General features: G+C 64.2%; 14 protein-coding genes and 1 tRNA gene. 10 read left to right on the top strand and 5 right to left on the bottom strand.

What is annotated here, in order from left to right:
- Window positions 1–22 precede the first annotated feature (22 nt).
- Window positions 23–112 (bottom strand) — tRNA-Ser (locus tag BRA1253DRAFT_RS24950).
- Between the two features lie 490 nt (window positions 113–602).
- Complete coding sequence (locus BRA1253DRAFT_RS24945) at window positions 603–1,751, bottom strand: ROK family protein (protein ID WP_007598928.1); 1,149 nt, start codon at window positions 1,749–1,751, stop codon at window positions 603–605.
- 334 nt (window positions 1,752–2,085) lie between these two features.
- Between BRA1253DRAFT_RS24945 and rplU the strand changes: the two genes are divergently transcribed.
- The 3 genes from rplU (at window position 2,086) to BRA1253DRAFT_RS24930 (ending at window position 3,588) form a co-directional block, all read left to right on the top strand.
- Window positions 2,086–2,475, top strand: coding sequence for a 50S ribosomal protein L21 (gene rplU, locus BRA1253DRAFT_RS24940; protein ID WP_007598925.1), 390 nt, complete (start codon window positions 2,086–2,088; stop codon window positions 2,473–2,475).
- 97 nt (window positions 2,476–2,572) lie between these two features.
- Window positions 2,573–2,842 (top strand): 50S ribosomal protein L27, encoded by a 270-nt coding sequence (gene rpmA, locus BRA1253DRAFT_RS24935; protein ID WP_007598923.1) that lies wholly within the window; start codon window positions 2,573–2,575, stop codon window positions 2,840–2,842.
- A gap of 152 nt (window positions 2,843–2,994) precedes the next feature.
- Complete coding sequence (locus tag BRA1253DRAFT_RS24930; protein WP_007598921.1) at window positions 2,995–3,588, top strand: GNAT family N-acetyltransferase; 594 nt, start codon at window positions 2,995–2,997, stop codon at window positions 3,586–3,588.
- 169 nt (window positions 3,589–3,757) lie between these two features.
- Here the strand turns inward: BRA1253DRAFT_RS24930 and BRA1253DRAFT_RS24925 are convergent, their stop codons facing one another.
- Window positions 3,758–4,672 carry a DMT family transporter gene (locus BRA1253DRAFT_RS24925; protein ID WP_007598919.1) on the bottom strand — a complete coding sequence of 305 codons (915 nt, stop codon included), beginning with the start codon at window positions 4,670–4,672 and terminating at the stop codon, window positions 3,758–3,760.
- Window positions 4,673–4,945: 273 nt separating this feature from the next.
- Between BRA1253DRAFT_RS24925 and BRA1253DRAFT_RS24920 the strand changes: the two genes are divergently transcribed.
- From BRA1253DRAFT_RS24920 to BRA1253DRAFT_RS24910, 3 genes are all read left to right on the top strand, one after another.
- On the top strand, window positions 4,946–5,425 hold the full coding sequence (locus BRA1253DRAFT_RS24920) for a MaoC family dehydratase (RefSeq protein WP_007598918.1): 480 nt from the start codon (window positions 4,946–4,948) through the stop codon (window positions 5,423–5,425).
- Window positions 5,426–5,627: 202 nt separating this feature from the next.
- Window positions 5,628–6,668 carry a GTPase ObgE gene (obgE, locus tag BRA1253DRAFT_RS24915; protein WP_007598915.1) on the top strand — a complete coding sequence of 347 codons (1,041 nt, stop codon included), beginning with the start codon at window positions 5,628–5,630 and terminating at the stop codon, window positions 6,666–6,668.
- A 221-nt stretch (window positions 6,669–6,889) separates the two neighbouring features.
- Window positions 6,890–8,524: an alkaline phosphatase family protein gene (locus BRA1253DRAFT_RS24910; protein WP_007598913.1), complete on the top strand. Its 1,635-nt coding sequence runs from the start codon at window positions 6,890–6,892 to the stop codon at window positions 8,522–8,524.
- Window positions 8,525–8,659: 135 nt separating this feature from the next.
- Here BRA1253DRAFT_RS24910 and BRA1253DRAFT_RS45880 read toward each other — a convergent pair whose 3' ends face one another.
- Window positions 8,660–8,794 carry a hypothetical protein gene (locus BRA1253DRAFT_RS45880; RefSeq protein WP_256375807.1) on the bottom strand — a complete coding sequence of 45 codons (135 nt, stop codon included), beginning with the start codon at window positions 8,792–8,794 and terminating at the stop codon, window positions 8,660–8,662.
- Window positions 8,791–9,624, bottom strand: a complete 834-nt coding sequence (locus BRA1253DRAFT_RS24905) for a tripartite tricarboxylate transporter substrate-binding protein (RefSeq protein ID WP_245285959.1) — start codon at window positions 9,622–9,624, stop codon at window positions 8,791–8,793. The genes BRA1253DRAFT_RS45880 and BRA1253DRAFT_RS24905 overlap by 4 nt, the downstream gene beginning before the upstream one ends.
- A gap of 166 nt (window positions 9,625–9,790) precedes the next feature.
- Between BRA1253DRAFT_RS24905 and proB the strand changes: the two genes are divergently transcribed.
- The 4 genes from proB to rsfS all read left to right on the top strand — a co-directional run bounded on the left by proB (window position 9,791) and on the right by rsfS (window position 13,614).
- Window positions 9,791–10,912 (top strand): glutamate 5-kinase, encoded by a 1,122-nt coding sequence (proB, locus tag BRA1253DRAFT_RS24900; protein WP_007598911.1) that lies wholly within the window; start codon window positions 9,791–9,793, stop codon window positions 10,910–10,912.
- A 146-nt stretch (window positions 10,913–11,058) separates the two neighbouring features.
- Window positions 11,059–12,354, top strand: coding sequence for a glutamate-5-semialdehyde dehydrogenase (locus BRA1253DRAFT_RS24895; RefSeq protein WP_007598910.1), 1,296 nt, complete (start codon window positions 11,059–11,061; stop codon window positions 12,352–12,354).
- Between the two features lie 20 nt (window positions 12,355–12,374).
- Window positions 12,375–13,019 carry a nicotinate-nucleotide adenylyltransferase gene (locus tag BRA1253DRAFT_RS24890; RefSeq protein ID WP_007598907.1) on the top strand — a complete coding sequence of 215 codons (645 nt, stop codon included), beginning with the start codon at window positions 12,375–12,377 and terminating at the stop codon, window positions 13,017–13,019.
- Window positions 13,020–13,257: 238 nt separating this feature from the next.
- Window positions 13,258–13,614, top strand: a complete 357-nt coding sequence (rsfS, locus tag BRA1253DRAFT_RS24885) for a ribosome silencing factor (RefSeq protein WP_007598906.1) — start codon at window positions 13,258–13,260, stop codon at window positions 13,612–13,614.
- Window positions 13,615–13,662 lie beyond the last annotated feature (48 nt).

Raw genomic sequence — 13,662 nt, 5'->3', positions numbered from 1 at the left:
GTTTTATTGTGGCGGATGATATTGGCGGAGAGGGAGGGATTCGAACCCCCGATAGGCTTGCACCTATGCCGCATTTCGAGTGCGGTGCATTCGACCACTCTGCCACCTCTCCTGAAGGCGCCAAGTAAGGAGCAGGGCCCCTGTGGTTCGGGCGTTAATAGGCGAGGATGGCGGGCCAGACAAGGCTGGGAGCGCGAAAATCCGCTGCCTGTTTCGGCCCGGGCGCCCCTTCCCGGCACGAACGCGAGGGAAAGGCGGCCCCATTGCCGGTTTGACGCGTATTTGTCGGGCGCGAGGTGGAGTCCAATTCGCGACCCCAATGCGGAGACACCCTCTCCCCCCGCCCTCCCCCGCACGCGGGGGAGGGAGCGCACCACCGGTTGGGGCAGGCACTGAGATTCATCGCATGTTCGAAAAAAGGGGTGGGACCGCCAGACGCGGTAAACACTGGCGGTCCCGTGCCGCTCATTGAAATACTGGCTGGGAAGGGCGGCTTCGCCGGCCAGGTGAGGCGACGGTTCCACCGTAGCGTGTAACCCGTGCACCGCAACGCAATCCGTTTCTTAACCTAACCAGACAAGGTTACTCCTTGTCATTCTTTGTCATTCTTTGCCTTTTTTCTTCCCGTTCTCCGTGGAGTCCCGGTCTTTGCCATTATCTTTGCCGTTACCTTTGCCTTGGCCGTTGTCCTTGCGGCGATTGGTGAAGCGGGCATTGCCGAGGCCGGTGCCGATGGTGAGCACGCCCCAGCGATCGACGTCCTGCATGAACGGCACCTCGGAGAGGCCCTGAACCACGCCGTCATTGTGCATCAGGATCGCGGTATCGTGCTCGCCGATGGAAGGGATGCCCTCGAGCAGGCTCGCCGGCAGGTTGAACTTGCTGCTCTCCCAATTGCCCGGCAGGTTCTGCGCGCCTTTCTCGATCGAGCCGTCCGCGTTGATCACGCCGGGACAGGCAATGCCGATGAACGGCGCCAGCTTGTAGCCTTCCTTCTCGGCCTCGGTGATCAGCCCCTTCAGCATCTTGGTGAGCCGCTTCACCGCGCCTTCGCGCGTCGGCTCGTCGTCGGCATGGCGCCACAGCTCGGACTTCACGACCTTGGCTTTCGACAGGTCTTTTGCCTTTTTCCAGCTGGTCTCCACCAGGCCGCAGCGGATGTTGGTGCCGCCGATATCGACGGCGAGGATGCTGTCATGGGCCTCGAAGATCCAGGACGGCGCCAGATGCAGCGCGCCGATCAGGCCGGCTTCGTCGGGGTGATGGCGGATCGGCATCATGTCGATCTTGAAGTCCTCGGATTTGAGGATGATCTCCGCGCGCGCGATCGCGAGCTCGCCCAGCCGGGAATCGCGGAAACCGCCGCCGACCACGATGCGCTCGGTCTTGGCCCAGGCCTTGGACTTGAGGAAACGGCGGGTGACATAGGCGAGCTCCTGGGCAAAGTCCTCGATCGCGCTGTGCACCAGCGCGGAGGCCTCGGTGTCGTCGCCGACCAGGATGGCGTCCAGCGTCTTCTTGCTGATCTCATCCGACGGCTCCTTGCCGAAAGGGTCCTCGCCGGTCTTGCGCAGCGGCTTGCGCCAGCGATCGAGGATCTCGCGAAACGCGCCCTTGCTGGCGCGGTCGCCGAGAAACCCGTCCTCGTCCTTCATCTCGATGTTGAAGCTGTCGATGTCCACCGACGGCAACCGCTCCGCGCCGTGGGTGGCGATGCCCGTCGTCGTCTTGACCAGCTCGTCCGTTGCCATGGTAAGCCCCTTGCCCGTCTGACTGAATTCGCGGGGACAACGGCGGGGGAACCTGTTGGTTGCCGCGCGGGCCGAAATTCGCCTGCGGGGCCGGATCGGGCCCAAATGCTTCAAATCCGGGCCGTTTTCGCCGGCTTTTCCTTGACTCCGTGCTGTCAGCGGCTATAAATCCCGCAACCGGCGCGGGGCGTTTCTCGCGCCGCTTGTTTTTGCGTGGGTTTTCAAAGGGATAACTCCCGCCCGCACGAAACTCGCATAAACCCATAACGACTGACAAAAAGCCGGCCCCGACGATATGTCGCGAGGCCGGGAATGAACACGAAGGAAAACAACGATGTTCGCAGTCATCAAAACCGGCGGCCGGCAGTACCGCGTCGTTCCGGATGATGTCCTGGAAGTAGGCAAGATCGAAGGCGAAGTCGGCTCGATCGTGCAGCTCAATGAAGTTCTCCTGGTCGGCGGCGACACGCCGATCCTGGGTCTGCCCACGGTCGCAGGCGCCTCCGTTGCGGTCGAGGTGCTCGACCACAAGCGCGGTCCCAAGGTCATCGCTTTCAAGAAGCGCCGCCGCAAGAACTCGCGCCGCAAGCGCGGCTATCGCGACGAGATCACGGTGCTGCGCATCTCGGAGATCCTGACGGACGGCGCCAAGCCCACCAAGGGGCCGCGTCCGAAGCGGGAAAAGGTCGTCAAGGAAACGACCACCGAAGAGGCCGCCGCATAATTTGATCACGCGCCATAACGAATTGATGCGTGAGAAATTGTGAAATGATTCCGTCAAGGAATTGATCTAGACATACGTAGAATTTCGGAGACGAGCCATGGCTCACAAAAAAGCAGGCGGTTCATCGCGCAACGGTCGCGATTCCAAGGGCAAGCGCCTCGGTATCAAGGCGTTCGGCGGGGAAGTTGTGATTCCCGGCAACATCATTGCGCGTCAGCGCGGCACCACCTGGCATCCCGGCCTTAATGTCGGCATGGGCACGGACCACACCTTGTTCGCCAAGGTCGAGGGTCGCGTAACGTTCCAGGCCAAAGCCAACGGCCGCACCTTCATCTCGGTGCTCCCGCTCGCAGAGGCGGCTGAATAGACGGTGGATCAAATTTGGAGTCCGCCGGGTCCCAGACCGAACCGGCGGAGTCCTTGAGATCCTAGAGATCGAAGGCTCCAGGGGAGGCGGGAAACCGGCCTCCCCTTTCGTTTGCGTGCTCATTTCACTGAGTGACTTCGACGGAGCCGGACATGTTGCAGGATTTTTCGAGCGTGACCTTGCGGGAGGCGAGACCGAGCGTCGTCGCCACCGAACGGCTGACCTTGCGGCGGCCGACCCTCGCCGACGTCAGGACCATCGCCCTCCTCGCCAACGACCGCCGTGTCGCCGAAAACACAAGGCGCCTCCCGCATCCCTATTTGCAGGACGACGCTATCGCCTTCGTCCGCGCCACCGCCGCGCCCGGCGGCGAGACGGTGTTCCTGATCGAGCATGACAACGGCCCCGTCGGCGTGGTCGGCATCGACCGCTCGACGCCCGACAATGCCGAGCTCGGCTATTGGCTCGGCGTCGAGCATTGGGGCCGGGGCTTTGCCACCGAGGCCGCGCGCGGCGCGATCGACTTCTTCTTCGAGGAGTTCGAGGACGATCATCTCTATGCAGGCGCGCGCGTCACCAACCCGGCCTCGCGCAACGTGCTGGAGAAGTGCGGCTTCCAGTGGAGCGGCGTCCAGCTGCATCGCTTCCTGGCGCTGGGCTCGTCCACGCCCGTCGACTGCTTCCGCCTGTCACGCAGTGTGTGGGCGTCGCTGAAGAGCTGGAGCAGTGCGCGGAGGGTGAGGTAGGCGGAAGCGCCTCAATCACAATCGTCGTCCTGGCGGAAGCCAGGACCCATTACCCCAGGGTGAAGTCGTGGCGCGGACGACCAACCACGAATCTTCATCAAACTCCTCCCTGGGGTAATGGGTCCTGGATCTGCGCTCCGCTTGTCCAGGACGACGCCGATGACTGTGATTACGCCGGCGGATTCACATCCGCGTCCCCACGCCCGAGATCGCGCTCACGCAAGTAAATATAGAATCCGGCGCCGATGATGATGGCGGCGCCGACGATGGTGGCGATTTCGGGCACGTCGCCGAACACGACGAAGCCGAAGATCACCGCCCAGACGATCATCGAATATTGATAGGGCACGACGACGCTGGCCGGCGCGAGCTTAAGCGAGCGGTTGACGCAGAACAGCGCCGTGACCGAGACGCATCCCGCCAGCGCGAAGATCACGAGGCTGCCCGGTGTCGGCGGCACCCAGTGGAACGCCGACAGCACCGCACCCAGCAAGAACGTGCCGACGAATTGCGACGACGCCATCACGATATCGGGCGTCTTGCGCAGGCTGCGCGTGATCAGCATCAGCGTGGCGAAGGAAAGACTGCCGCCAAGCGCGATCAGCGCCGGCAGGCTCACCGTCTGTGCCGACGGCCGCAGCGCGATCAGCACGCCGCAGAAGCCGATCAGGATCGCCGTCCAGCGCCGCCAGCCGACCTTCTCGCCGAGAAAGACCGCCGACATCGCGGTGACGAAAATGGGCCCGGCGAGATAATAGGTGATGACGTCGGCGAGCGGCAGGTAGACCGTCGCAAGGAAGAAGGCCGCCACTTCCAGCGTCGACAGCACGACGCGAAAGAGCTGGAGGCCCGGCCGCTCCAGCTGCAGGAACTGGTGACGCTGCCGCCAGACCAGCGGCGATAGCAGCAGCAGCGCTGCGCAGGCGCGCAGGAACAGCAGCTGCCCCACCGAATAAGTCCCGACCAGGAACTTGCCCATGGCGTCGCCGAACGAGAACATGAAGATCGACAGCACCATGAGTGCGATCCCGGCGAGGCGCGCCGAGCGTTCGTCATAGGCCGAGAGATTCTTGAAGAGGGGCATTGCTGTCGTTCGTGGAAACTCGTCATTGCGAGGAGCTCTTGCGACGAAGCAATCCAGACTGTTGCCACGGAGACAGTCTGGATTTGCTTCGCTTCGCTCGCAATGACGAGCGGAGAGAGCGTCGGAACGGCGACCGGAGTCGCTTGCGGTCGTTTTAATGACGTGAGCGCCCGCGACAAGCCCACGCAAGACGAATTGAACGGATTGCCGCACTCTTCGCGTCGCGGTAGCGATAGGCGACACCGAACGAAAGAGCCAGGAAAGAGCTTAGCCATGACCGACTTCGACCCGGCCCGGCATCGCATGATCCCCGCGCAACGCTGGTTTGAGGATTTCGTGGTCGGCGAACGCTTCGTGCTGCCGAGCCGCACGCAGACGACGGCCGTGTTCACGGCGTTCCAGACCGCGAGCGGCGACACCCATCCGGTGCATTACGACGTGGAGTATTGCCGCAGCCGCGGCATGCCGCATCTGCTCGCCCACGGTTTCCAGACGCTGATCCACACCGCCCCCGGCGCCGGCCTGTTTCCGTTCATGGTCGAGGACTCCCTGGTCGGCTTCCTCGAGCAATCGAGCCGGTTCCTCAAACCGGTGTTCGCCGACGACACAATCTATCCCGCGCTCGAGGTCATCGAGCTGGCGCCGGGACGCTCGACCGGCGCGGTGACGCTCAAAAGCACCGTGTTCAACCAGCGCAAGGAGCTGGTGCTGGAGGGCACGCAGAAATTCCTGATCCGGCGCCGGCCATCCTAACCGCATGAAGACCAGTCCACTGCCGGTCTTCGCCAAACGCCTCCCTGTGGTTATGGGTCCCGGATCTGCGCTTCGCTTGTCCGGGACGACACGTAGGGGCCGCCGGCCAGTTGGTTAAGCAAGGCCACAAATCGCCGGGTTTCGGCCGATTTGCGGGTCTATCCGGGTTGCCGCGCGGGACCGGCTGGCCTACCTATGGCCCATGAAATTCCTAGACGAAGCAAAGGTCTATATCCGCTCCGGCGACGGCGGAAACGGCTGCGTGGCGTTCCGCCGCGAAAAATTCATTGAATTCGGTGGCCCCTCCGGCGGCAATGGCGGCCGCGGCGGCAATGTCATCATCAAGGTCGCAGACGGCCTGAACACGCTGATCGACTATCGCTACCAGCAGCACTTCAAGGCCCAGAAGGGCGAGAACGGCTCGGGGTCGGACCGCCACGGCGCCAATGGCAAGTCGATCGTGCTGAAGGTCCCCCTCGGCACGCAGATCTTCGACGAAGATCGCGAGACCATGATCCACGATTTCACCACGGTCGGCGAAAAGTTCGTGCTGGCCGAAGGCGGCAATGGCGGCTTCGGCAACGCCCATTTCAAGACCTCGACCAACCGCGCGCCGCGCAATGCCAATCCCGGCCAGCCCGGCGAGGAGCGCTGGATCTGGCTGCGGCTGAAGCTGATCGCGGATGCCGGCCTCGTCGGCCTGCCCAATGCCGGCAAATCGACCTTCCTCGCCAAGGTCAGCGCGGCCAAGCCGAAGATCGCCGACTATCCCTTCACCACGCTGCATCCGCAGCTTGGCGTCGTGAATGCCGACGGCCGCGAATTCGTGCTGGCTGATATCCCCGGCCTGATCGAAGGCGCGCATGAAGGCGTCGGTCTCGGCGACCGCTTCCTCGCCCATGTCGAGCGCTGCCGCGTGCTGCTGCATCTCATCGACGCGACCTGCGAGCATGCCGGCAAGGCCTACAAGACGGTGCGAACCGAGCTTGACGCCTATGCCGGGCAGCTCACCGACAAGATCGAGATCGTCGCGCTGAACAAGATCGACGCGGTCGAGCCGGACGAGTTGAAGAAGCAGAAGGACCGGCTGAAGCGCGCCGCCAAAAAGACCCCGCTGCTGCTCTCCGCCGCCACCGGCGATGGCGTGCAGGAAGCGTTGCGCGCTCTAGCGGATGTGATCGGCGAGAGCCCGGTCTCGGCGAAAGCCAAGAGCGCGGCCGAAGCGGAGCCTTGGTCGGTTTGAACAATCCGGCTTGAAGACCCTCATGGTGAGGAGCGCGGAACGCGCGTCTCGAACCATCAAGGCCCGGCTCTCGCCCGTGGCCATCCTTCGAGACGCCCGCTTGTCGCGGGCTCCTCAGGATGAGGTTCGTTGCTTGTGACGCAGCGGAATGGGACCCCCTGCTTGTCTTCGCGCCCTCGATAGCGCAGCATCGGCCAATCAAGAAACGGCAGGGATGATTCATGGCGCGCGCGAAGAACGTTCTCTGGATCATGTGCGACCAGCTTCGCTATGACTATCTCGGCTGCACCGGCCACCCCACGCTGAAGACACCGAACATCGACGCCATGGCGAAGCGCGGCGTGCTGTTCAGCAAGGCCTATGTGCAGTCGCCGATCTGCGGCCCGTCGCGCATGTCGTTCTACACCGGGCGCTACATGCGTTCGCACGGCTCGCACTGGAACGGCTGGCCGTTGCGCGTCGGCGAGCCCACCCTCGGCGATCACCTCAACAAGCTCGGCGTGCGCAACGTGCTGGTCGGCAAGACCCACATGGCGCCCGATCTCGAAGGCATGAAGGCGCTCGGCATCCCGCCGGAATCGATGATCGGCGTGCACGTCGCCGAATGCGGGTTCGAGCCCTATGAGCGCGACGACGGCCTGCATCCCACGGGGCGGCCGCGCCCGAAATACGACGAGTATCTGCGCCAGCAGGGCTTTGATGCGCCCAATCCCTGGGAACATTGGGCCAATTCAGGCGCGGCCGAGGACGGTTCGCTCCAGAACGGCTGGCTGCTCGTGCATGCCGACAAGGCCGCGCGCGTGCCGGACGAGCATTCCGAGACGCCCTACATGACGCGGCGCGCGATGGACTTCATCAGCGAGGCCGAGACCGACGGCAGGCCGTGGTGCCTGCATCTGTCCTACATCAAGCCGCACTGGCCCTACATCGCGCCCGAACCTTACGCCAGCATGTATTCGACATCGGACATGATCCCGGTGATCCGCTCCGAGCGCGAGCGCCAGAACCCGCATCCGGTGTTCGGCGCCTATATGGACATGCGCTACTCCCGCAACATGGCGCGCGACGATGCCCGCGAGAAGGTGATCCCGACCTATATGGGCCTGATCACCCAGATCGACGACCAGATGGGCGTGCTGATGAAATTCCTGGAGGAGCGCGATCTGCTGGACACCACCATGATCGTGTTCACCTCCGATCACGGCGATTATCTCGGCGATCACTGGATGGGCGAGAAGGATCTGTTCCACGAGCAGTCGGCAAAGATCCCGCTCATCATCATCGATCCCTCGAAGGAGGCGGATGCGACGCGCGGCACGCGCAACGATGCGCTGGTCGAAGCCATCGATCTCGCGCCGACCTTCGTGGATTATTTCGGCGGCAAGGTGCCGGGCCATATCCTCGAGGGACGCTCGCTGCTGCCGCTGATGCGCGGCGAGAGCCCGCCCGATTGGCGCAAGGTGGCGTTCTCCGAATACGACTATGTCATGCAGGACGTGCGGCTGAAGCTGAACCAGCCGATCGAACGCTGCCGCCTGTTCATGGTGTTCGACGGCCGCTGGAAATACATCCACGCGTCAGGCTTCCGCCCGATGCTGTATGACCTCGAAACCGATCCGGAAGAGTTTCTGGATCGCGGCGACGATCCAGAGTGCGCCGGCATCATCGCACGACTGCAAGCCGAATTGTTCGACTGGGCGCTGCATCCCAACGACCACATCACAACACCGCGCGAGAAGATCGCGGCCTATGCCGACAACCAGCTCCAGGTGAAGGGCGGGATTTTGATCGGCATCTGGGACGAAGCGGAGCTGGCGTCGATCAAGGACGGCATCGCGCAACGCGCGAAGCTCTAAGACCCTCATGGTGAGGAGGCGCGAAACGCCGTCTCGAACCATGCAGGCCGCGCTGTGGCAGTCGGGCCTTTCATCCTTCGAGACGCGCGCAAGAGCGCGCTCCTCAGGATGAGGGAACAGAGTGAGGCGCCTGGGTCAATTCTCGATCTTGTATCCCGTCGCCTTCACGATCGGTTGCCAGAACGCCGTGTTGGCGGCGAGCTCCTTGGCCAGACCTTCCGCGCTGCTGCCGACCGGAATCAGCCCGATCGCGGTCAGCTTTTCCTTCACTCGGGCTTGGCGAGCGCGGCGCTTGCGGCTGCGCCGAGCTTGCTCGCGAATTCCGGCGGGCTGCCGGCGGGAAGCCACATGCCGTACCAGGCGTCGGCGACGAGATCGATGCCGCTCTCCTTCAAGGTCGGTACCTCCAAGGCAAACGGCGAACGTTCGGCGCTCGCGACCGCGATGATCTTCACGCCCTTGGCGCGATGCTGCGGCAGCGCATCGGCCAAAGTGACGATGCCGAAGGAGATGTGACCGCCGATGATGTCGTTGAGGATGGGCGCACTGCCGCGATAGGGCACGCGCGTCATGGGAATGCCGAGGTCCTTCTCGAGCTTGGAGCCCATGAAATGCGGGATGGTGCCGTTGCTCGGCACACCGAACGATGCCTTGTCCGGATGCGCCTTCAGCCAGGCGACGAATCCCTTGAAATCCGCGGCATCGATCGTCGGACTGATCACGACGGCGAACTCAAACCGCGCCAGCAGCGAGACCGGGACGAAATCTCTTGCGGTGTCGAAGCTCGGGGTCGTCTCCACCATCGGCAGCAGGTACATCGTGGGCCCGGTGGTCACCAGCACCATACTGCCGTCGGGGCTGCCCCCTTTCACCGCCTTGATGCCGATCAGGCCGTCTCCGCCGGTGCGGTTCTCGACCACGATGGTCCGCTGCAGCGCCGGCGCCATCTCCTGCGCGATCAGCCGGCACAGCGTGTCGCCGCCCGCGCCCGCCGCGAACGGGAAGATCATTTTTGTCAGCCCGGTCTGTGCTTGCGAACCGCCCACCTGCGCCAACAACGGCAACCCGAGGCATCCGGCGATGAAGTTGCGGCGATCCATTGGCTTCCTCTTTGAGCCCATTATGGTTGGCGACAATTAGAGCCAGACGAGCGTTCCGGACAAGCGCCGTTTACCGGGCCTGCCGCCTTGCGCCGGCCATCGTCCTGCTGCAAAAGCAGGCCTTACCGGCGCCGCTCTCCAGCACATACACACACCACATACACACATGGCCAGCCCCGAACTCAGTCAATTCCGCCGCATCGTCGTCAAGGTCGGCTCTGCGCTGCTGGTCGATTCCGACAAGGGCGAGGTGCGGGCGTCCTGGCTTGCCGCGCTCGCCGACGACATGGCCAAGCTGCATCGCGAGGGACGTGACGTTCTCGTCGTCTCCTCCGGCTCGATCGCGCTCGGCCGCAGCCGCCTGAAATTACCGCGCGGCCCGCTGAAGCTGGAGGAGAGCCAGGCGGCCGCCGCCGTCGGTCAGATCGCGCTGGCGCGGATCTGGTCGGAGGTCCTTGGCGCCCACGGCATCGGCGCCGGCCAGATCCTGGTGACACTGCAGGACACCGAGGAGCGCCGCCGCTATCTCAACGCGCGCTCCACCATCGGCAAGCTGCTGGAGTGGCGCGCGATCCCCGTGATCAACGAGAACGACACGGTCGCCACCAACGAGATCCGCTACGGCGACAATGACCGCCTCGCCGCGCGCGTCGCCACCATGGCGAGCGCGGACCTGCTGGTGCTGTTGTCCGACATCGACGGGCTCTACGACGCCCCGCCGAAGAACAACCCGAACGCCAAGCTCATTCCCGTCGTCGACAGCATCTCCTCGGAGATCGAGGCCGTTGCAGGCGACGCCGAGTCCGAGCTCTCGCGCGGCGGCATGCGCACCAAGGTCGAAGCCGCAAAAATCGCGACCACCGGCGGCACGCATATGCTGATCGCCTCGGGCAAGATCGAGCATCCCCTTCAAGCGGTCGCCGATGGCGGCCGCTGCACCTGGTTCCTGACGCCGGCCAATCCCATTACGTCGCGAAAACGCTGGATCGCGGGCTCGCTGGAGCCGAAGGGCACGCTGACCATCGACGCCGGCGCGGTCGCGGCGCTGCGCGCCGGCGCCAGCCTGCTGCCGGCCGGCGTGATCAAGGTCGAGGGCCAGTTCGCCCGCGGCGACGCCGTGATCGTGCGCGGCCCCGACACCAGCGAAGTCGGCCGCGGCCTGATCGCCTACGACGTCGACGATGCCGAGCGGATCAAGGGCCGCTCCTCCCCGGATGTGATGGCGATTCTCGGGATCAGCGGGAGGTCCGAGATGATCCACCGCGATGATCTGGTGATGGGCGGGTAGCGGCCGCAGCGGTCCTTTTCCGAGGAAGTTGGTAGGCCAAAGACCTAGCCCGGTGCGGCCGGGGAGACCTGCCATACCCGTCCCGCCCTTCGCAAAAGCGGGATTTCCGTGCTAGGACACCGCCTTAGCAGAAGGTTGAACTCCCCATGGCCGCCCCCCTCAAAGCCGTCGACGGCAATGCCGATCTTCAGGCGCTGATGACCGATCTCGGTACCCGTGCCCGCGCTGCCGCGCGCGTGCTCGCGCTGGCGCCGCCGGAGCAGAAGAACCGGGCGCTCGAGGCCATGGAGCGGGCGATCCGCAACAATGCAGCTACGATCCTTGCTGCCAATGCCGAGGACGTCACCGAGGCCCGCGCCTCCGGCAACGCCACCTCGTCCTTCATCGACCGCCTGACGCTGACGCCGGCGCGGGTCGAGGGCATGGCCGAGGGCATCGGCATCGTGCGCGGCATTGCCGATCCGGTCGGCATCGTCACCGAGAGTTGGCAACGGCCGAATGGCATGACCATCGAGCGCGTGCGCGTGCCGCTCGGCGTCGTCGGCGTGATCTTTGAGAGCCGGCCAAACGTTGCGGCGGACGCCGGCGTGCTGTGCCTGAAGTCCGGCAATGCCGTGATCCTGCGCGGCGGCTCCGACAGTTTCCGCTCCTGCCGCGCGATCCACGAATGCCTGGTGCAGGGCCTGCGCGAAGCGGGCCTCCCCGAGGCCGCGATCACGCTGGTGCCGACCCGCGACCGTGCGGCGGTCGGCCAGATGCTGTCGGGGTTGAACGGCGCCGTCGACGTGATCGTGCCGCGCGGAGGCAAGAGCCTCGTCGCGCGCGTCGAGCAGGAAGCGCGCGTGCCGGTGTTCGCGCATCTCGAAGGCGTCAATCACGTCTACGTCGACGGCAGCGCCGACCTCGCCATGGCGAAATCGATCGTGCTCAACGCCAAGATGCGGCGCACCGGCGTCTGCGGCGCCGCCGAGACGCTGCTGGTTGATCGCGCTGCTGCCGGTAAAAACCTGAAGCCGCTGATCGAGATGCTGATCGAGGCCGGCTGCGAAGTGCGCGGCGACGACGCCGTGCAAAAGACCGATGCCCGCGTCAAACCCGCGAGCGCGGACGATTGGGACACTGAATATCTCGATGCGATCATCGCAGCGAAGGTGGTGGACGGCGTCGACGGCGCGATTGCGCATATCCAGAACCACGGCTCGCACCATACCGATGCGATCGTGAGCGCCGATGAGACCGCTGCGAAGAAATTCCTGAGCGAGGTCGATTCCGCGATCGTGCTGCACAACGTCTCGACGCAGTTCGCCGACGGCGGCGAGTTCGGCTTCGGCGCCGAGATCGGCATCGCCACCGGCAGATTCCATGCCCGCGGCCCGGTTGGCGCCGAGCAGCTGACGAGCTTCAAATATCGCGTTCACGGCACCGGGCAGACGCGGCCGTAGACGACGCAGGGCGCGGGGCATTGAGCAACAATTTCGTCGCGCCACGTTTCTTCGCGCAGGCCATACCAAGCCACACTTCGGGCATGCGCATCGGCCTGCTCGGCGGCTCGTTCAATCCGCCGCACCAGGCCCATCGCGCGATCAGCCAGTTCGCGCTGAAACGTCTCCAGCTCGATCGCGTGTGGTGGCTGGTGACGCCAGGCAATCCGCTGAAGGAGAACGGCGCGTTGCACGAGCTCGGCGAGCGCATGCAGGCGGCGCGCGACGTGGCCGACGACCCCAGGATCGAGGTGAGCTGTCTCGAATCCGTCATTCGCACGCGCTATACTATCGACACGATCAACACCTTGCGCCGCCGCCTCTCGGGCTTGCGCTTTGTCTGGATCATGGGCGCCGACAACCTCGCTCAATTCCATCGTTGGCAGCACTGGCGGCGCATCGCCGGTCAGGTGCCGATCGCGGTCATCGATCGCCCGCCGCAGAGCTTTCGTGCCCTCGCCTCTCCCGCCGCCCAGGCGCTCAGGCGCTACCGCTTGCCGGAGAATGAGGCGCCATTGCTTGCCGATCGGGCCGCCCCGGCCTGGGTATTCCTGACCGGTATGAAGCTGAATCTCTCGTCGACCGGCTTACGGAACCCGGACGGAAGCTGGAAAGGTACGAAGTGAGTCGGATTTGTGCGAACGCCATGCGGCCTTCGGCTCTCTGGCATATTGAAACCCTTAACCCCACATGATGTAGTGTAACCAGTGAGCGCCGGATTCGGCGTTCGCGATACAGTGAAAGGAATGGTCCCTGACCACATCTGTATTGTCCAAGACAGCATCACCCAAGACGGCTTCACCGAAGTCTGTTTTACCCAAGGTTGCCAAGCCGACGCGTAAAACATCGACCAAAGCTGCGGCCTTGAAGGCGCAACCCGACGCCGACAAGACGCTGAGCCTGATCCTCTCCCGCCTCGACGACATGAAGGCGGAAGAGACGGTTACCATCGACCTTCGCGGCAAATCGGCCTACTCCGACTACATGATCGTCACGACCGGCCGGGTGAACCGGCACGTCGGCGCGATCGCGGAGAACGTCGCCAAAGGCCTCAAGGAAAACGGCATCAAGAACATCCACGTCGAGGGCTTGCCCAATTGCGACTGGGTGCTGATCGATTCCGGCGATGTGATCGTGCACGTGTTCAGACCCGAGGTCCGCGAGTTCTACAGTCTCGAGAGATTGTACACGCAGGGCCCAGGGGCGGCGAAGGCGATCTGAGAGGCTGCTGGCCGATTTCGAATCGGCTGACGCGCATGCTAGCGTCGT

The organism is Bradyrhizobium sp. WSM1253, from assembly GCF_000244935.1.
Taxonomy (GTDB): domain Bacteria; phylum Pseudomonadota; class Alphaproteobacteria; order Rhizobiales; family Xanthobacteraceae; genus Bradyrhizobium; species Bradyrhizobium canariense.
Note: the sequence above shows the minus strand (reverse complement) of the source record. Positions and strands in the feature narration are given on the sequence as shown.

Excerpts from the sequence above, each read along its gene's own strand:
- obgE (WP_007598915.1), top strand. The coding sequence starts at position 5,628 with ATGAAATTCCTAGACGAAGCAAAGGTCTATATCCGCTCCGGCGACGGC.
- BRA1253DRAFT_RS24910 (WP_007598913.1), top strand. The coding sequence starts at position 6,890 with ATGGCGCGCGCGAAGAACGTTCTCTGGATCATGTGCGACCAGCTTCGC.
- rplU (WP_007598925.1), top strand. The coding sequence starts at position 2,086 with ATGTTCGCAGTCATCAAAACCGGCGGCCGGCAGTACCGCGTCGTTCCG.
- BRA1253DRAFT_RS24945 (WP_007598928.1), bottom strand. The coding sequence starts at position 1,751 with ATGGCAACGGACGAGCTGGTCAAGACGACGACGGGCATCGCCACCCAC.
- proB (WP_007598911.1), top strand. The coding sequence starts at position 9,791 with ATGGCCAGCCCCGAACTCAGTCAATTCCGCCGCATCGTCGTCAAGGTC.
- BRA1253DRAFT_RS24930 (WP_007598921.1), top strand. The coding sequence starts at position 2,995 with ATGTTGCAGGATTTTTCGAGCGTGACCTTGCGGGAGGCGAGACCGAGC.
- BRA1253DRAFT_RS24925 (WP_007598919.1), bottom strand. The coding sequence starts at position 4,672 with ATGCCCCTCTTCAAGAATCTCTCGGCCTATGACGAACGCTCGGCGCGC.
- BRA1253DRAFT_RS24905 (WP_245285959.1), bottom strand. The coding sequence starts at position 9,624 with ATGGATCGCCGCAACTTCATCGCCGGATGCCTCGGGTTGCCGTTGTTG.
- BRA1253DRAFT_RS24920 (WP_007598918.1), top strand. The coding sequence starts at position 4,946 with ATGACCGACTTCGACCCGGCCCGGCATCGCATGATCCCCGCGCAACGC.
- rpmA (WP_007598923.1), top strand. The coding sequence starts at position 2,573 with ATGGCTCACAAAAAAGCAGGCGGTTCATCGCGCAACGGTCGCGATTCC.
- BRA1253DRAFT_RS24895 (WP_007598910.1), top strand. The coding sequence starts at position 11,059 with ATGGCCGCCCCCCTCAAAGCCGTCGACGGCAATGCCGATCTTCAGGCG.